This window comes from Pseudomonas sp. SIMBA_041 (assembly GCF_046535095.1).
GTDB classification, from domain to species: domain Bacteria; phylum Pseudomonadota; class Gammaproteobacteria; order Pseudomonadales; family Pseudomonadaceae; genus Aquipseudomonas; species Aquipseudomonas mucoides.
Window position 1 is genome coordinate 164632 of sequence record NZ_JAWRXJ010000007.1, and the last position, 16556, is coordinate 181187.

Here is a 16556-nt window from a genome sequence, read left to right on the forward strand (position 1 = left end):
AGGCCAGCCGATGGCCGTTTGCACTCAGTTCGGCGGCAAACCGGGTGCCGCCTGCAACTGGAGTTCCTGAAGGGTTTCGACTTGTTCCTGGGGAACATGCACGCCGGTGAGCTCGCCGATCAGTCGCCAATGCTCGTCGAGCCCGGTGCTGATGGTTGCCATGCGATCAATCATTCGTCGACCGGCGGCTTTGGTCACTTCGTCTTCGCTGCGCATCAGCTCGAAGCACATCGAGGTCATTGAGGCGGTGAGGTGGGTCAGGGAGCGGGCCGTGAGGCCGAGTAAATCCATTAACAGCTGTTCTTTCGATTCCATTTCGAAGGCTTCCTGCGTCACTCGTCAGGTAGTTATAACCCAGCACTTTGCATTAGCAAGTGTTTCAGGCCAGACACCGAGAAAGCTCGGAGATGAAGACACACCTCACTGACTGGCGAGGCATTCCTCGAATCAATCTGCACTCGTGTCGCCCTTGAAATTCTTCACGCCAATAAAAGCACCGACGATGGCCCCCACCACGGCGCTCGGAACGCCGGGGTAAATCGTGCTGGCGATGATCGCGAAGCCCATGACCGTGGACAGCACTGCCGTATCAAACGCCGGAGAGACCCGGCGAAGCCGTGTCAGGCCTGCGTATCCGGTTTTATTGATCGACATACGGCGGGGTCCCTCCTTGGGAGTGTCTGACTAGATTCAGTCGACTTTACGTAATGAGGTGCAGATTACCTGAGTGCCGCCTGATTCCCGCACGCAAAACCCTAACAACAGACAACGTAGCCCTTGAGAAAACAGGCCATCTTCGGCGCATAGCCCCTGGGCAGAAGCACGCGCTCAATGCGCGAGCCTGAACAAAGGGGTGGTTGCATACCCGCTTCGGCACCGTGTACAAATGCTGAGCGACGAGGATCAAAAAACCTTCGCTTGCATCGAACGGTTGCAGCGCTGCAACCTTTCGAAGCGGTAAAAATGAGCCCCCTATTGGTAAGACGCGACATTTAATTATAAGATCGCGCCTTCCCCTATTTCGTCGCCCCGTGCGGCTTACGCCGCAGGTCTCGCCCGTTGTTCCGTTAAACAAGGCTTTGAGCATCTGCGGTTTGTAGCAAAAAGGTAGTCAATGATGAGCGCAAGGCACTTTCTCTCCCTGATGGATTGCACGCCCGAAGAGCTGGTCAGCGTGATCCGTCGAGGCGTTGAGCTCAAGGACCTGCGTAACCGCGGCGTACTGTTCGAGCCTCTGAAAAACCGCGTCCTGGGGATGATTTTCGAGAAGTCCTCGACCCGAACCCGGATCTCATTCGAAGCCGGCATGATCCAGCTCGGCGGCCAGGCGATCTTCCTGTCGCCGCGCGACACGCAACTGGGCCGTGGCGAGCCGATCGGCGACTGCGCGATTGTCATGTCGAGCATGCTCGACGCCGTGATGATCCGGACCTTTGCCCACAGCACCCTGACTGAATTCGCGGCCAACTCCCGCGTGCCGGTGATCAACGGCCTGTCCGATGACCTGCACCCGTGCCAGTTGCTGGCCGACATGCAAACCTTCCTCGAACATCGCGGTTCGATCCAGGGCAAGACCGTGGCCTGGATCGGCGACGGCAACAACATGTGCAACAGCTATATAGAAGCGGCGATCCAGTTCGACTTCCCGCTGCGCATTGCCTGCCCTGAAGGTTACGAGCCCAACCCTGATTTCGTGGCCAAGGCCGGCGATCGCGTGACCATCGTCCGCGATCCAAAGGAAGCCGTGCGCGGCGCTCACCTGGTGAGTACCGACGTCTGGACCTCCATGGGCCAGGAAGAAGAAACCGCCAAGCGCCTGAAGCTGTTTGCGCCCTACCAGGTCAATCGCGCGCTGCTCGACCTGGCTGCGGACGACGTGCTCTTCATGCATTGCCTGCCGGCCCACCGCGGCGAAGAGATCAGCGTCGACCTGCTCGACGACAAACGCTCGGTCGCCTGGGATCAAGCCGAAAACCGTCTTCACGCGCAAAAGGCCTTGCTCGAATTTCTCGTCCCGCCTTCGTATCACCACGCATGAGCCAGCCATTACTGCTTAACCTGCGTAACCTCGCCTGCGGCTATCAAGACCAGCGGGTCGTGCAGAACCTCAACCTGCATCTGAATGCCGGTGACATCGGTTGCCTGCTCGGCTCTTCGGGCTGCGGCAAAACCACCACGTTGCGGGCGATCGCCGGTTTCGAACCGGTGCACGAAGGTGAAATCACCTTGGCCGGCGAGACCATTTCCCGCGCCGGTTTTACCCTCGCCCCGGAGAAACGCCGGATCGGCATGGTGTTTCAGGACTACGCTCTGTTCCCACATTTGAGCGTGGCCGAGAACATCGCCTTCGGGATCCGCAAGCATCCGCAAAAGGAGCGCGTGACCGAAGAGCTGCTGGAACTGGTCAACCTGAAGAACCTCGGCAAGCGCTTCCCGCATGAACTGTCCGGCGGTCAGCAGCAACGTGTTGCACTGGCCCGTGCACTGGCGCCGGAACCCCAACTGCTGTTGCTCGACGAACCGTTCTCCAACCTTGATGGCGAGCTGCGACGCAAGCTCAGCCATGAAGTGCGCGACATTCTCAAGGCCCGTGGCACCAGCGCGATTCTGGTGACCCACGACCAGGAAGAGGCGTTCGCGGTCAGCGATCATGTCGGTGTGTTCAAGGAAGGTCGGCTGGAACAGTGGGACACGCCTTACAACCTGTATCACGAACCGCAGACACCGTTTGTGGCCAGCTTCATTGGCCAGGGTTACTTCATTCGTGGCCAGTTGAGCAGCCCGGAATCGGTACTGACCGAGCTGGGTGAATTGCGCGGCAATCGGGCTTACACCTGGCCGATGGGCGGCGCGGTGGACGTGTTGCTACGCCCGGACGATATCGTCTATGCCCCGGACAGCCCGTTGAAGGCGCGAATTGTCGGCAAGTCCTTCCAGGGCGCGTCGACGTTGTATCGGTTGCAGATGCCAACCGGGGCGCAGCTGGAATCGATTTTCCCGAGCCATGCTGATCATCAGGTCGGTGCTGACGTCGGCATTCGTGTGGCGGCTGATCACCTGGTGTTGTTCCAGGCGTCCGGCAGCGTTGCCGCGCAGATTCCGGCCGTCGAATCGGGTGTGCGCCGCTACAGCAACGCCAACTGATACATACGGACCACCTGTAGGAGTAAGCCTGCTCGCGATGGCGATATGTCAGTCAACGAAGATGTCGACTGATATACCGCCATCGCGAGCAGGCTTACTCCTACAGGTGTTTTGCGTTAAGCCAATATCAGTGTGCCGCTCGCAACGAGCGTCGCATTGCCGCCAATCTTCACCCGATCACCTTCCAGCCGGCAGAACAACTCCCCCCCCCGTTTCGAACACTGATACGCGGTCAGGGCCGATTTACCCAGCCGTTTCGACCAATACGGAATCAGGCTGCAATGGGTCGAGCCGGTCACCGGGTCTTCGTTGATACCAATCGCTGGCGCGAAATAGCGAGAGACAAAATCATGCTTGCTGCCTTTGGCGGTCACGATAGCCCCGGGCCACGGCAGCTTCGCCAATGCGAGCATGTCTGGCTGGCAATCGAGCACAGCCTGTTCTGACTCCAACACCACAAACAACTCGTTTGACCCCAGCACATCGACCACTTCGACCCCCAAGGCGCGCTCGACGTCCAGAGTGACGCCGACCTCCGAAGGCGTGATCGCCGGGAAGTCCAACCATAAACGCCCACCTTCGCGGCTCACGCTCAACGGGCCGGACTTGCAAATGAAGTCCAGGCGTTCGGCAGGTTCTTTATAGATCTCAAACAACACATAGGCGCTGGCCAGCGTCGCATGGCCGCACAACGGCACCTCGGTGGTCGGGGTAAACCAGCGGATGTGCCAGCCCTGCCCTTCACGCACCACAAAGGCGGTTTCGGCGAGATTGTGTTCGGCGGCGATTTTCTGCATCAACTCATCGGCGAGCCAGGCATCGAGTCGATAGACCATCGCCGGGTTGCCACTGAACGGCCGATCACTGAACGCGTCGACCTGGTGAAATTCAAGCTGCATGACCTTCTCCCTTTGTCAGATCCCCCAGCATGCCGCGCCAGGCTGACTCACACCAGTGACAGAGAAACCGAATTTCCACCATACAGACCCGTCTGGATAAGCCTCAATCAGACGCGACTGATATCGGCGAACTTGGCTTGGGTATGTTCGGCCAGCACCGCTGGCGCCAATTCCACTTCCAGACCACGTCGCCCCGCACTGACAAAAATACTGGCGAAAGGCTGAGCCGAGTTATCGATGAAAGTACGCAAACGCTTCTTCTGCCCCAACGGACTGATTCCGCCCAGCAGATAACCCGTCGCTCGCTGTGCAGCCGCCGGATCAGCCATTTCGACTTTTTTCACGCCCGCCGCATGCGCCAGATGCTTCAAGTCCAGACTCCCGACGACCGGTACCACCGCCACCAGCAATTCACCTTTTTCACTGGCCGCCAGCAAGGTCTTGAACACCTGCGCCGGGTCGAGCCCAAGCTTCTCTGCGGCCTCCAACCCATAGGACGCGGCCTTTGGATCATGTTCGTAACTGTGCACGCGATGTTCGGCTCGAACTTTTTTCAACAAATCCAATGCGGGGGTCATGACAGCTCCAGACTGGGCGGCAGTAGAAAAATCCTGCGCTGGATTCTAGGACATTGCCTCGCAAAAGGCTCTATTGCGGCCCTGTTTTAAAGGGCTGGCGCCGACTTTTACCGTTCGTCCGCGCAGGAACCACTGCGTGAACAATACGATCATTCACCTGACTAATAGTTGGATTGTGACCGACAGTTCACTTTCGACCTTTGACAGCAGTGTTTCTTGTCTATATTTTTTCGAATCTGAATACAGCACGAAAAGTCCTACAGCAGCACCCGGCAGTAAACCAAGTCCAGGATGGGGATCCTGCCTTGGTGGAAATCGCGCTTGGACCATGATGAAAAAAGCGCCAGACAACAAAAACAATTGAGGTTTTCAATGACAACTGCTTTACAACAACCGTCGCTCTCGAGCCAATGCATGGCCGAGTTTCTGGGCACTGCCCTGCTTATCTTTTTCGGCACCGGTTGTGTTGCCGCGCTCAAGGTCGCGGGTGCCAGCTTTGGCTTGTGGGAAATCAGCATCATCTGGGGCGTCGGCGTCAGCATGGCAATCTACCTGACCGCCGGGGTTTCCGGGGCGCACCTCAATCCTGCCGTGAGCATTGCGCTGAGCATTTTCGCGGACTTCGAAAAGCGTAAATTGCCGTTTTATATCCTTGCCCAAGTGGCAGGCGCCTTTTGCGGCGCACTGCTGGTCTACACGCTGTACAGCAATCTCTTCTTCGATTTCGAACAAACCCACCATATGGTCCGCGGCACTCAGGCCAGCCTGGAATTGGCGTCGGTGTTCTCGACCTTCCCCAATCCAGCCCTGACCACGGCCCAGGCGTTCCTGGTGGAAGTGATCATCACCGCGATCCTGATGGGCGTGATCATGTCCCTGACCGATGACAACAACGGCCTGCCCAACGGTCCGATGGCACCGCTGCTGATCGGCCTGCTGATTGCGGTGATTGGCAGCTCGATGGGCCCGTTGACCGGCTTCGCGATGAACCCGGCGCGTGATTTCGGACCGAAGTTGATGACTTTCTTCGCCGGCTGGGGTGAAATTTCCTTCACCGGCGGGCGTGATATCCCGTACTTCCTGATTCCTGTTTTTGCACCGATTGTCGGTGCCTGCCTCGGCGCTGCCGCCTATCGCGGGCTGATTGCCCGCCATCTGCCCAGCACCACACCTGCTACAAAGGAAGCAACACCGGCCATTGACGGCAAACCAAGAACTTCTTGATACCGTAGGCGCGTGACCCTGCCCCTGTGGCGCGCGCCTGACCTCACTCCCTTTTTTCGTCCAAGGCAATCGACATGACCGACACTCAGAATAAGAACTACATCATTGCCCTCGATCAGGGTACGACCAGCTCGCGCGCGATCATTTTCGACCGCGATGCGAACGTGGTCTGCACCGCCCAACGCGAATTCGCCCAGCATTACCCGCAAGCCGGCTGGGTCGAACATGACCCGATGGAAATCTTCGCCACCCAAAGCGCCGTGATGGTCGAGGCCCTGGCACAAGCCGGCCTGCATCACGATCAGGTCGCAGCCATCGGTATCACCAACCAGCGCGAAACCACCGTGGTCTGGGACAAGACCACCGGCCGCCCGATCTACAACGCGATCGTCTGGCAGTGCCGCCGCAGCACCGAGATCTGCCAGCAGCTCAAGCGTGACGGTCACGAGCAATACATCAGCGACACCACGGGCCTGGTCACTGACCCGTACTTCTCCGGTACCAAGCTCAAGTGGATCCTCGACAACGTCGAAGGCAGCCGCGAGCGTGCGCGTAACGGCGAGCTGCTGTTCGGCACCGTCGACAGCTGGCTGATCTGGAAATTTACCGGCGGCAAAGTCCACGTCACCGACTACACCAACGCCTCGCGCACCCTGCTCTTCAACATCCACACCCTGGAGTGGGACGCGAAGATGCTGGAGGTGCTGGATATTCCGCGCGAAATGCTGCCGGAAGTTAAATCCTCGTCCGAAATCTATGGTCACACCAAAAGCGGCATCGCCATCGGCGGTATCGCCGGTGACCAGCAAGCCGCGCTGTTCGGCCAGATGTGCGTCGAGCCAGGCCAGGCGAAAAACACCTACGGCACCGGTTGCTTCCTGCTGATGAACACTGGCGACAAAGCGGTGAAGTCCAAGCACGGCATGCTGACCACCATCGCCTGCGGCCCTCGCGGCGAAGTGGCGTATGCGCTGGAAGGCGCGGTATTCAACGGCGGCTCCACGGTTCAGTGGCTGCGTGATGAACTGAAAATCATCAATGACGCCCATGACACCGAATACTTCGCCAACAAGGTCAAGGACAGCAACGGCGTATACCTGGTGCCGGCCTTCACCGGCCTGGGCGCGCCGTACTGGGACCCGTATGCCCGTGGCGCCCTGTTCGGCCTGACCCGCGGTGTGCGCGTGGATCACATCATTCGTGCTGCCCTGGAGTCGATTGCCTACCAGACCCGCGACGTCCTCGACGCCATGCAACAGGATTCCGGCGAACGCCTCAAAGCCCTGCGCGTGGACGGTGGTGCGGTAGCCAACAACTTCCTGATGCAATTCCAGGCCGACATCCTCGGCACTCACGTTGAACGTCCGCAAATGCGTGAAACCACGGCACTCGGCGCCGCTTACCTGGCCGGTCTGGCGTGTGGCTTCTGGGGCAGCCTGGAAGAACTGCGCGGCAAGGCCGTGATCGAGCGCGAATTCGAACCGACCCTGGACGAAGCCGCGAAGGAAAAACTCTACGCTGGCTGGAAAAAAGCCGTCAGCCGCACCCGCGATTGGGAACCCCATGAAGGCGCTGAATAAGCCAACAACAGGTTCACAGTAGGTTGTAACTGGTCGGGAGCGGATTCCTGCGGCATCATGGGCAAATTTTGCACGGCAGCCCAAAGGAAGCCCCATGAATCTGCCTCCCCGTCAGCAGCAAATCCTCGAACTGGTTCGCGAACGCGGCTACGTCAGTATCGAGGAAATGGCCACGCTGTTCGTCGTCACACCGCAAACCATCCGCCGCGATATCAATCAGCTGGCGGAAGCCAATCTGTTGCGTCGCTACCATGGCGGCGCGGCCTACGATTCCAGTGTCGAAAACACTGCCTACGCCATGCGCGCCGATCAGATGCGCGATGAAAAACAGCGCATCGGCGAAGCCATTGCCGCCCAGATCCCCGATCACGCCTCGTTGTTCATCAATATCGGTACCACCACCGAATCGATTGCCCGGGCGCTGCTCAACCACAATCACCTGAAAATCATCACCAACAACCTGCACGTGGCCTCGATGCTCAGCGCCAAGGACGACTTCGACGTTCTGCTGACCGGTGGCAACGTGCGGCGCGACGGCGGTGTGGTCGGTCAGGCGAGTGTCGACTTTATCAACCAGTTCAAAGTCGACTTCGCGCTGGTGGGCATCAGCGGCATCGATGAAGACGGTAGCCTGCTGGATTTCGATTATCAGGAAGTGCGGGTGTCGCAGGCGATCATCGCCAATGCGCGGAAAGTGATTCTGGCGGCGGACTCCAGCAAATTCGGGCGCAACGCCATGATTCGCCTGGGGCCGATCAGCCTGATCGATTGCCTGGTCACCGATCAGCAGCCAGTGCCGGCGTTGGCGCAATTGTTGAGTCAGCACAAGATTCGACTCGAAGTCGTTTAACCCTCTCCGCAACAGATCATTCCCACGCTCCGCGTGGGAATGCCCGTCTCACCTCAACGCCGACGCAGAGCGTCTTTTGATGCATTCCCACGCAGAGCGTGGGAACGATCTGTGCGCGAATGTTCGAAAATTTTCCTTTAACCGCCCTTCGATCAGTTTTTTCAATCGAAGTTAGCTGGCTGTGGGCGTCTTTATGGGCTACCATTTTCGCAAATGAACATTAATGTTCGAATTCAAATACATAATACAAGCACCGAGGCCAGCCGATGCCCACTTCTACCTTGCCTACGCCCCCTCTCGCTGAGGTCTACGACATCGCCGTCATCGGTGGCGGGATCAATGGCGTAGGGATTGCAGCGGATGCCGCCGGCCGCGGTCTTTCGGTGTTCCTTTGTGAAAAGGACGACCTGGCCAGCCACACGTCCTCAGCCAGCAGCAAGCTGATCCACGGCGGCCTGCGCTACCTCGAACATTACGAATTCCGCCTGGTGCGCGAAGCCCTTGCCGAACGCGAAGTGTTGCTGGCCAAGGCGCCGCACATCGTCAAGCAGATGCGCTTCGTGTTGCCGCATCGCCCGCACTTGCGCCCGGCGTGGATGATTCGCGCCGGCCTGTTCCTGTATGACCACCTCGGCAAACGGGAAAAACTGGCAGGCTCGAAAAGCCTCAAGTTCGGTGCGGACAGCGCACTGAAAAGCGAAATCACCAAAGGCTTCGAATACTCCGATTGCTGGGTCGATGACGCGCGCCTCGTTGTGCTGAACGCCATGGCCGCCCGCGAAAAAGGCGCCCACGTTCACACCCAGACCCGTTGTGTCAGCGCTCGCCGCACCAAAGGCCTGTGGCACCTGCACCTGGAACGCGCCGATGGCAGCCTGTTTTCGATCCGCGCCAAGGCCCTGGTGAATGCGGCCGGCCCATGGGTGGCCAAGTTCATTCGTGACGACCTGAAGATGGAATCGCCGTACGGCATCCGCCTGATCCAGGGCAGCCACCTGATCGTGCCGAAGCTGTACGAAGGCGAACACGCGCACATTCTGCAAAACGAAGATCAGCGCATCGTCTTCACCATTCCGTACCTGAACCACTTCACCCTGATCGGCACCACCGACCGTGAGTACACCGGCGATCCCGCCAAAGTGGCAATCACCGAAGGCGAAACCGATTACCTGCTCAAAGTGGTCAACGCCCACTTCAAGAAGCAGATCAGCCGCGACGATATCCTCCACAGCTATTCCGGTGTGCGCCCACTGTGCAACGACGAATCCGACAACCCGTCGGCCGTCACCCGCGACTACACCCTGGCGCTGTCGGGCACTGGCGAAGAAGCACCATTGCTGTCGGTGTTCGGTGGCAAGCTGACCACCTACCGCAAACTGGCCGAATCGGCGCTGGCACAACTGGCGCCGTACTTCACGCACATCAAGCCAAGCTGGACCGCCAACGCCACGCTGCCGGGCGGCGAAGACATGACCACCCCGCAAGCCTTGTGCGCCCTGATTCGCGACAAGTATGACTGGGTACCGACCGAAATCGCCCGCCGCTGGGCCACGACTTACGGCAGCCGCACCTGGCGCATGCTCGAAGGCATACAGAACCTGAGCGACATGGGTGAACACATCGGCGGCGGCCTCTATACCCGCGAAGTCGATTACCTGTGCAGCGATGAGTGGGCGACCACCGCGCATGACATCTTGTGGCGCCGCAGCAAGCTCGGGTTGTTCACCACCCCGGCGGAACAGCAGAAGCTGGCGGATTACCTGAGCAAGGTCGAACAGAACCGCAGCAAGATTGAAGCGGCCTGATTTTTTGGCGGCTTAAACGAAAGCCCCTGAATCCTGAGATTCGGGGGCTTTTTTGCTGAGGGTGTTCAGCTCGCCAGGTGCAACAGTAGAAAATCAATAAAGGCCCGTGATTTGTGCGGCAGATGCGCGGTATTGGGGAACACCACGTTGATCGATTGCGAAGGCAGCGAATACGCCGGCAACAACCGCACCAGACGCCCGTCGGCGATGTCCTCTTCGACCACCCACGCCGGCAAGACCGACACGCCCAGCGACGACAATGTCATCGAGCGAATGGCCGTAGAGGAGTTCGATTCAAAATGGCTGGTCCCTCCAATCTCGACATTCAGCCCTTCGCCGTCGCGAAAAACCCACTGCGTTGGCCCCTGCATATTGCTGTTGGCGATCCACGGCACAGCGCTCAGGTCCTGTGGTTCATGCACAGGATAACGAGCGAGAAACGTTTCCGTGGCCACCAGTACAATTTCATAGTCCGCCAGCTTGCGACTCTTGAATGCCGAGTCTGCCAAGTTGCCCAGCCGGATAACCAGATCGAGCTTTTCGGCGACCAGATCATTCAGGGAAGAGTTGAAGTTATAACACAATCGGATTTCCGGATAACGCTCAGAGAACAACGGTATCAGCGGGAGAATAAACTTCTCACCGTATTCACTGGTTGAACTTATACGTAACTTTCCGGACACCCGATTATTGCCTTCCAATACATGATCAAAGGCATTATCGATATCCGCGACAATCCTCTTGAACTCTTCATAAAAATCCTGACCTATTTCAGTCAGAGATATAGTGCGCGTATTGCGGATCAACAAGGTCGCAGACAGCACCTCCTCCAGCGCCTTGACATGCAGGCTGGCCATGGCCTTGCTGATACACAGGTAATTCGCAGCCTTGGTAAAAGAACCAAAATCGACCACCGCGAGAAATGTCTGAACCCGATTAAGATGAGAGTGCATGGTGATATGGCTCACTGTTAAATCCTGTCAAACACTGTTTTAAGCATCGTCATATCGACACTTCAAGTCTATCGCCCCTATGCTGCACGGCAAAGGGGATACACCATGAACTATCGCTATAAAATCGCGCTCATTTTTCTGATCGGCTTCTTTATTGACTGCATCAATATATTCATGTCCGCCGTGGCATTGCCAAGTATATCGGCAACTTTAAAAGTCAGTACTGCTTCCGTGGCATGGGTCGCCAATGCTTACATTCTCGGTTTGACGTTGATCATTCCGGTGAGCACCTGGCTGGCCGGACGTTTTGGCAGCCGGGAAATGCTCACCGCATCGATGCTGGTGTTTACAGGATCGGTATGGATGTGTGGATTGGCCGACAGCTTCCACGAACTGGTTATCTGGCGTTTCGTGCAAGGGGTTGGCGGTGGCTTGTTGATCCCGGTCGGCCAGGCGCTGACCTTCAACCTGTTTCAGGGCGAGCAGCGGGCGAAGATTTCCACGCTGGTGATGGCTGTCGCACTGATCGCGCCGGCGATTTCGCCGACCGTGGGCGGGATCATCGTCGACAGCAGCTCCTGGCGCTGGGTGTTCTACAGCAACATTCCGTTTTCGCTGATCGCCGCCGGGCTGTCGTGGTTCTGGATCAAGGAGACCAAACCGAGCAGTCTGCCACGTCCGGATATCAAAGGTCTGTTGCTGGTCAGCGCTGCACTCGCCAGCCTGTTGATGGGCATGTCGCTGTACGGCGGCGACTACCCGGCGCTGGCGGCGCTGGCCTGTGTAATGGCAGGCCTGATGTTCATCGCTTTGTACTTGCGGCACTACCGCCGTTGCGGCAACGCGATCATCGAACTGAGCCTACTCAAAAGTAAAAAGCTCAGTACCTCGATCTTCATCTATTACGCGATTCCCGGTGTGTTCACCGGGGTCAACCTGATGAGCATTTTCTTCCTGCAGAACACCCTGCAGTTCAGCGCCAGGCTGACCGGAATGTTCATGATTGTCTACGCCATCGGCGCGTTCATCGCGATGACCATTTGCGGTCGAGTCTACAACCGGATCGGCGCCAAACGCTTGTTCACCCTCGGCATGCTGCTGCACAGCGCTGGCATCGCCACGCTGATGCTGGTGAATGCGCCATCGGATCTCTGGGTAATCGTCATCGCGTACAGCCTGATGGGGATCGGCGGCGGCATCGGCGCCAACACCGCGCAGACCACTTCACTGATGGACTTTGCCGGGGGCGATACACACAAGGCCAGTGTGATCTGGAACATCAACCGACAGATGTCCTTCAGCTTCGGTGCCGCGCTGTTTCTGATGATCTTCAACCTCCTGCTCAAGCAGCTCGACATCACGGCGGCCTACCACGCGACGTTTGCGATTGCGGCGCTGATCGGGTTGTTCCCGCTGTTTCAGATGAGCCAATTGAACCCTCCAAAGGAATGCCATGAACAACAACCTGGTTGAACAAGCACACCACAGTATTCATCACGTCCATGAACTGATTCATCGCGTGTTTACCGATGAAGACGGTGCCGGTGAAGCGACCCTTACACCGCTGATGGAGGTCTTTGCCGAGCACTTCAGCATGGTCACCACTTCAGCTGCAGTGATCGGACACGTTCAGGTCGAGCAGCTGTTCAAAGGCGCGGTCGGCGCCCGAAAAGGCCTGGAGATCATGATCAGCGATCTGCACACGGTCTGGCACGAAGGCGTGACCGTGGCGCTGCGCTACAAGGAAATCCATCGTCTGAATGACGTCGAAACGTCGCGCATCTCGCTCGCGATCCTGCGTGTTCAGCACGACCACGTCCAATGGGTGTATCTGCACGAAACGGATGTGCGCCCCGTCGCACCTGTTATTCGTATTTGATTGCTTGCCGGTCTGGCACGGAGTTCAACACGTTCGGTTTTCCGAACGTGACCTTGCAGTCGATTCGGTTAACCGGATCATTTGAGCGGACAAATAACGCCATAAATATTTAATTTCCTTACAAATCAACACGTTGACCTGTCTCACCTGGCCTGGCACGAGTCATGCTCTACACTTCTTCGACGAATGCCTGTTGCGCCTCTTCAGGAGCCCACCAGCATTCGAAGCACAAAAGGGCCGACCAACTGGCTCCATAAAAAAAACAATGTCGAGGAAAATTTGATGCGCATCGTTCCCCATATCCTGGGCGCAGCCATTGCTGCCGCTCTGATCAGCACTCCGGTTTTCGCCGCCGAACTCACCGGCACCCTGAAAAAGATCAAAGAGTCCGGTGTCATCACCCTCGGGCATCGTGACGCTTCCATTCCGTTTTCCTACATCGCGGATGCTTCCGGCAAACCGGTCGGCTACTCCCACGATATCCAGCTGAAAATCGTTGAAGCCATCAAGAAAGACCTGGACATGCCCAACCTCCAGGTCAAATACAACCTGGTGACCTCGCAGACCCGTATCCCGCTGGTGCAGAACGGCACCGTGGACGTCGAGTGCGGCTCCACCACCAACAACGTCGAGCGTCAGCAGCAAGTTGACTTCTCCGTCGGCATCTTCGAAATCGGCACCCGTCTGCTGTCCAAGAAAGATTCGCCGTACAAAGACTTCACCGACCTGAAAGGCAAGAACGTCGTGACCACCGCCGGCACCACGTCCGAGCGCATCCTCAAGTCGATGAACGCCGACAAGCAAATGGGCATGAACGTCATCTCTGCCAAAGACCACGGCGAGTCCTTCCAGATGCTGGAATCGGGCCGCGCAGTTGCCTTCATGATGGACGACGCCCTGCTGGCAGGCGAAGCCGCCAAAGCCAAGAAAGCCGATGACTGGGCCGTCACCGGCACTCCACAGTCCTACGAAATCTACGGCTGCATGGTCCGCAAGGGCGACGAGCCGTTCAAAAAGGCTGTGGATGACGCCATCGTCGCCACCTACAAGTCGGGCGAGATCAACAAGATCTACGACAAATGGTTCATGGCACCGATCCCACCTAAAGGCCTGAACCTGAACTTCCCGATGAGCGACGAGCTCAAGGCCCTGATCGCCAATCCGACCGATAAAGCGGCTGACGACAAGAAGTCCTGATTTTCTGACTAACCTTATCTCCTGAGAGGGCCGCTGCCCTCCCAGGAGTTTGTCACTCCCTGCTGGCATTTTTGGAAACACTCGAACCGGTGGCTGTCGAGCCGGTGGCGTGTGCCCGACTTTCAAGTCGGGCGGGAACGGAGCTTCCCCAGGCGGGCACTTGTACATCGATCGATCTGAGGGGAGACCCTAATGAATTACAACTGGGACTGGGGCGTGTTCTTCAAGTCCACCGGCGTTGGCAGCGAGACCTATCTCGACTGGTACATCGCCGGCCTGGGCTGGACCATTGCCATCGCCATCGTGGCCTGGATCATTGCCCTGACACTGGGCTCGATCCTGGGTGTCATGCGCACCGTGCCGAATCGCATCGTATCGGGCATCGCGACTTGCTACGTCGAACTCTTCCGTAACGTGCCGCTGCTGGTTCAGCTGTTCATCTGGTACTTCCTGGTGCCCGATCTGCTGCCGCAAAACCTGCAGGACTGGTACAAACAGGACCTCAACCCGACCACTTCGGCTTTCCTCAGCGTCGTTGTCTGCCTGGGCCTGTTCACTACCGCTCGCGTTTGCGAACAAGTGCGCACCGGCATTCAGGCCCTGCCCAAAGGTCAGGAAGCCGCGGCCCGCGCCATGGGGTTCAAGCTGCCGCAGATCTACTGGAACGTGCTGCTGCCCCAGGCCTACCGGATCATCATTCCGCCGCTCACCTCGGAATTCCTCAACGTGTTCAAGAACACGTCCGTGGCCTCGCTGATCGGTTTGATGGAGCTGCTCGCGCAGACCAAACAGACCGCCGAGTTCTCTGCCAACCTGTTCGAGGCGTTCACCCTGGCGACCCTGATCTATTTCACCCTGAACATGAGCCTGATGCTGCTGATGCGTCTGGTCGAGAAGAAAGTCGCCGTACCGGGCCTGATCTCCGTAGGGGGTAAATGATGGAATTCGACTTCTCGGGCATCATCCCTTCCCTGCCGGGCTTGTGGAACGGCATGGTCATGACCCTGCAACTGATGGCGCTGGGCGTGATCGGCGGGATCATCCTCGGCACCATCCTGGCGCTGTGCCGTCTGTCCCACAGCAAACTGCTGTCGAACCTGGCCGGCGCGTACGTTAACTACTTCCGCTCGATCCCGCTGCTGCTGGTGATCACCTGGTTCTACCTGGCGGTGCCGTTCGTACTGCGCTGGATCACCGGCGAAGACACCCCGATCGGCGCATTCGCCTCGTGCATCGTGGCCTTCATGATGTTCGAAGCCGCGTACTTCTGCGAAATCGTCCGGGCCGGTGTGCAGTCGATTCCCAAGGGCCAGATGGGCGCAGCCCAGGCGCTGGGCATGACGTACGGCCAGATGATGCGTCTGATCATCCTGCCGCAAGCGTTCCGCAAGATGACCCCGCTGTTGCTGCAACAGAGCATCATCCTGTTCCAGGACACCTCGCTGGTTTACGCGGTCGGCCTGGTGGACTTCCTCAACGCCTCGCGTGCCAGCGGCGACATCATTGGCCGCTCCAATGAGTTCCTGATCTTCGCAGGTCTCGTGTACTTCACAATCAGCTTTGCCGCCTCGCTGCTGGTCAAGCGTCTGCAAAAAAGGTTTGCCGTATGATCTCTATCAAGAACATCAACAAGTGGTATGGCGACTTCCAGGTACTGACTGATTGCAGCACCGAGGTCAAAAAAGGCGAAGTGATCGTGGTGTGCGGGCCGTCCGGTTCCGGCAAATCCACCCTGATCAAATGCGTCAACGCACTGGAACCGTTCCAGAAAGGCGACATCGTGGTCGATGGCACGTCCATCGCCAACCCGAAGACCGACCTGCCGAAACTGCGTTCGCGCGTGGGCATGGTGTTTCAGCACTTCGAACTGTTCCCGCACCTGACCATCACCGAAAACCTGACCATCGCGCAGATCAAGGTGTTGGGCCGCAGCAAGGAAGAAGCCACCAAAAAAGGCCTGCAACTGCTTGAGCGCGTCGGGCTGTCGGCCCATGCGCACAAGCATCCGGGCCAACTGTCCGGTGGTCAGCAACAGCGTGTGGCGATTGCCCGTGCGCTGGCGATGGACCCGATCGTCATGCTGTTCGACGAACCGACCTCGGCGCTCGACCCGGAAATGGTCAACGAAGTGCTCGACGTCATGGTGCAACTGGCCCACGAAGGCATGACCATGATGTGCGTGACCCACGAAATGGGCTTCGCCCGTAAAGTGGCGGACCGTGTGATCTTCATGGACGCGGGCAAAATCATCGAGGACTGCCAGAAAGAAGAGTTCTTCGGCGACATCAGCCACCGTGCCGAGCGGACACAGCACTTCCTCAACAAGATTTTGCAGCACTAAGCACCGGGCACTCGCTCGAGACCACACAAATCACCTGTGGGAGCGAGCTTGCTCGCGATGGCGGTCTGACATTCAACATCAATGTTGACTGGGCTGGCCTCATCGC

At 58.0% G+C, this 16556-nt stretch carries 18 protein-coding genes; 13 read left to right on the forward strand and 5 right to left on the reverse strand.

Going from position 1 to position 16556, the window contains the following annotated elements:
* Positions 1 to 24 precede the first annotated feature (24 nt).
* Both SB725_RS18705 and SB725_RS18710 read right to left on the reverse strand, forming a co-directional pair.
* Positions 25 to 315 (reverse strand): hypothetical protein, encoded by a 291-nt coding sequence (locus tag SB725_RS18705; RefSeq protein ID WP_194940576.1) that lies wholly within the window; start codon positions 313 to 315, stop codon positions 25 to 27.
* A gap of 132 nt (positions 316 to 447) precedes the next feature.
* A complete protein-coding gene (locus SB725_RS18710; RefSeq protein ID WP_059182233.1) occupies positions 448 to 654 on the reverse strand; it encodes a hypothetical protein in 207 nt (68 codons plus the stop codon).
* A gap of 463 nt (positions 655 to 1117) precedes the next feature.
* Between SB725_RS18710 and argF the strand changes: the two genes are divergently transcribed.
* Together argF and SB725_RS18720 are read left to right on the forward strand one after the other, a co-directional pair.
* On the forward strand, positions 1118 to 2038 hold the full coding sequence (gene argF / locus SB725_RS18715) for an ornithine carbamoyltransferase (RefSeq protein ID WP_027922839.1): 921 nt from the start codon (positions 1118 to 1120) through the stop codon (positions 2036 to 2038).
* A complete protein-coding gene (locus SB725_RS18720) occupies positions 2035 to 3144 on the forward strand; it encodes an ABC transporter ATP-binding protein (protein WP_027922838.1) in 1110 nt (369 codons plus the stop codon). The genes argF and SB725_RS18720 overlap by 4 nt, the downstream gene beginning before the upstream one ends.
* Before the next feature lie 116 nt (positions 3145 to 3260).
* Here the strand turns inward: SB725_RS18720 and SB725_RS18725 are convergent, their stop codons facing one another.
* A complete protein-coding gene (locus tag SB725_RS18725; protein WP_027922837.1) occupies positions 3261 to 4043 on the reverse strand; it encodes a PhzF family phenazine biosynthesis protein in 783 nt (260 codons plus the stop codon).
* Positions 4044 to 4150: 107 nt separating this feature from the next.
* Complete coding sequence (ybaK, locus tag SB725_RS18730) at positions 4151 to 4621, reverse strand: Cys-tRNA(Pro) deacylase (protein ID WP_027922836.1); 471 nt, start codon at positions 4619 to 4621, stop codon at positions 4151 to 4153.
* A 136-nt stretch (positions 4622 to 4757) separates the two neighbouring features.
* Here ybaK and SB725_RS18735 point away from each other — a divergent pair, with 136 nt between their 5' ends.
* The 5 genes from SB725_RS18735 (at position 4758) to glpD (ending at position 10080) form a co-directional block, all read left to right on the forward strand.
* Complete coding sequence (locus SB725_RS18735) at positions 4758 to 4985, forward strand: hypothetical protein (protein WP_155953711.1); 228 nt, start codon at positions 4758 to 4760, stop codon at positions 4983 to 4985.
* An 8-nt stretch (positions 4986 to 4993) separates the two neighbouring features.
* On the forward strand, positions 4994 to 5845 hold the full coding sequence (locus SB725_RS18740) for an MIP/aquaporin family protein (RefSeq protein ID WP_410922464.1): 852 nt from the start codon (positions 4994 to 4996) through the stop codon (positions 5843 to 5845).
* A gap of 74 nt (positions 5846 to 5919) precedes the next feature.
* Complete coding sequence (gene glpK / locus SB725_RS18745) at positions 5920 to 7425, forward strand: glycerol kinase GlpK (protein ID WP_027922834.1); 1506 nt, start codon at positions 5920 to 5922, stop codon at positions 7423 to 7425.
* A 94-nt stretch (positions 7426 to 7519) separates the two neighbouring features.
* The gene (locus SB725_RS18750; RefSeq protein ID WP_027922833.1) at positions 7520 to 8275 is read left to right on the forward strand and encodes a DeoR/GlpR family transcriptional regulator; all 756 of its coding nucleotides are present in this window, start codon (positions 7520 to 7522) and stop codon (positions 8273 to 8275) included.
* A gap of 266 nt (positions 8276 to 8541) precedes the next feature.
* A complete protein-coding gene (gene glpD, locus SB725_RS18755) occupies positions 8542 to 10080 on the forward strand; it encodes a glycerol-3-phosphate dehydrogenase (protein WP_194940577.1) in 1539 nt (512 codons plus the stop codon).
* A 65-nt stretch (positions 10081 to 10145) separates the two neighbouring features.
* Here the strand turns inward: glpD and SB725_RS18760 are convergent, their stop codons facing one another.
* A complete protein-coding gene (locus SB725_RS18760; RefSeq protein ID WP_410922503.1) occupies positions 10146 to 11033 on the reverse strand; it encodes a LysR family transcriptional regulator in 888 nt (295 codons plus the stop codon).
* Between the two features lie 105 nt (positions 11034 to 11138).
* On the opposite strand from SB725_RS18760, the gene SB725_RS18765 reads away from it, so the two are divergent.
* The 6 genes from SB725_RS18765 to SB725_RS18790 all read left to right on the forward strand — a co-directional run bounded on the left by SB725_RS18765 (position 11139) and on the right by SB725_RS18790 (position 16450).
* Complete coding sequence (locus tag SB725_RS18765) at positions 11139 to 12506, forward strand: MFS transporter (RefSeq protein ID WP_027922830.1); 1368 nt, start codon at positions 11139 to 11141, stop codon at positions 12504 to 12506.
* Positions 12487 to 12912, forward strand: coding sequence for a hypothetical protein (locus SB725_RS18770; RefSeq protein ID WP_027922829.1), 426 nt, complete (start codon positions 12487 to 12489; stop codon positions 12910 to 12912). Before SB725_RS18765 ends, SB725_RS18770 begins: the two co-directional genes overlap by 20 nt.
* A 282-nt stretch (positions 12913 to 13194) precedes the next feature.
* Entirely contained in the window at positions 13195 to 14109 is a 915-nt protein-coding gene (locus tag SB725_RS18775) for a glutamate/aspartate ABC transporter substrate-binding protein (RefSeq protein WP_059182230.1), read from the forward strand.
* Positions 14110 to 14301: 192 nt separating this feature from the next.
* Positions 14302 to 15048 (forward strand): amino acid ABC transporter permease, encoded by a 747-nt coding sequence (locus SB725_RS18780; protein WP_027922827.1) that lies wholly within the window; start codon positions 14302 to 14304, stop codon positions 15046 to 15048.
* Positions 15048 to 15719, forward strand: coding sequence for an amino acid ABC transporter permease (locus SB725_RS18785; RefSeq protein ID WP_027922826.1), 672 nt, complete (start codon positions 15048 to 15050; stop codon positions 15717 to 15719). The genes SB725_RS18780 and SB725_RS18785 overlap by 1 nt, the downstream gene beginning before the upstream one ends.
* Complete coding sequence (locus SB725_RS18790; protein WP_027922825.1) at positions 15716 to 16450, forward strand: amino acid ABC transporter ATP-binding protein; 735 nt, start codon at positions 15716 to 15718, stop codon at positions 16448 to 16450. Before SB725_RS18785 ends, SB725_RS18790 begins: the two co-directional genes overlap by 4 nt.
* Positions 16451 to 16556: the final 106 nt, after the last annotated feature.

Excerpts from the sequence above, each read along its gene's own strand:
- SB725_RS18780 (WP_027922827.1), top strand. The coding sequence starts at position 14,302 with ATGAATTACAACTGGGACTGGGGCGTGTTCTTCAAGTCCACCGGCGTT.
- argF (WP_027922839.1), top strand. The coding sequence starts at position 1,118 with ATGAGCGCAAGGCACTTTCTCTCCCTGATGGATTGCACGCCCGAAGAG.
- SB725_RS18740 (WP_410922464.1), top strand. The coding sequence starts at position 4,994 with ATGACAACTGCTTTACAACAACCGTCGCTCTCGAGCCAATGCATGGCC.
- SB725_RS18750 (WP_027922833.1), top strand. The coding sequence starts at position 7,520 with ATGAATCTGCCTCCCCGTCAGCAGCAAATCCTCGAACTGGTTCGCGAA.
- SB725_RS18785 (WP_027922826.1), top strand. The coding sequence starts at position 15,048 with ATGGAATTCGACTTCTCGGGCATCATCCCTTCCCTGCCGGGCTTGTGG.
- SB725_RS18765 (WP_027922830.1), top strand. The coding sequence starts at position 11,139 with ATGAACTATCGCTATAAAATCGCGCTCATTTTTCTGATCGGCTTCTTT.
- SB725_RS18705 (WP_194940576.1), bottom strand. The coding sequence starts at position 315 with ATGGAATCGAAAGAACAGCTGTTAATGGATTTACTCGGCCTCACGGCC.
- SB725_RS18725 (WP_027922837.1), bottom strand. The coding sequence starts at position 4,043 with ATGCAGCTTGAATTTCACCAGGTCGACGCGTTCAGTGATCGGCCGTTC.
- glpD (WP_194940577.1), top strand. The coding sequence starts at position 8,542 with ATGCCCACTTCTACCTTGCCTACGCCCCCTCTCGCTGAGGTCTACGAC.
- SB725_RS18710 (WP_059182233.1), bottom strand. The coding sequence starts at position 654 with ATGTCGATCAATAAAACCGGATACGCAGGCCTGACACGGCTTCGCCGG.
- SB725_RS18720 (WP_027922838.1), top strand. The coding sequence starts at position 2,035 with ATGAGCCAGCCATTACTGCTTAACCTGCGTAACCTCGCCTGCGGCTAT.
- glpK (WP_027922834.1), top strand. The coding sequence starts at position 5,920 with ATGACCGACACTCAGAATAAGAACTACATCATTGCCCTCGATCAGGGT.
- SB725_RS18790 (WP_027922825.1), top strand. The coding sequence starts at position 15,716 with ATGATCTCTATCAAGAACATCAACAAGTGGTATGGCGACTTCCAGGTA.
- SB725_RS18770 (WP_027922829.1), top strand. The coding sequence starts at position 12,487 with ATGAACAACAACCTGGTTGAACAAGCACACCACAGTATTCATCACGTC.
- SB725_RS18775 (WP_059182230.1), top strand. The coding sequence starts at position 13,195 with ATGCGCATCGTTCCCCATATCCTGGGCGCAGCCATTGCTGCCGCTCTG.
- SB725_RS18760 (WP_410922503.1), bottom strand. The coding sequence starts at position 11,033 with ATGCACTCTCATCTTAATCGGGTTCAGACATTTCTCGCGGTGGTCGAT.
- ybaK (WP_027922836.1), bottom strand. The coding sequence starts at position 4,621 with ATGACCCCCGCATTGGATTTGTTGAAAAAAGTTCGAGCCGAACATCGC.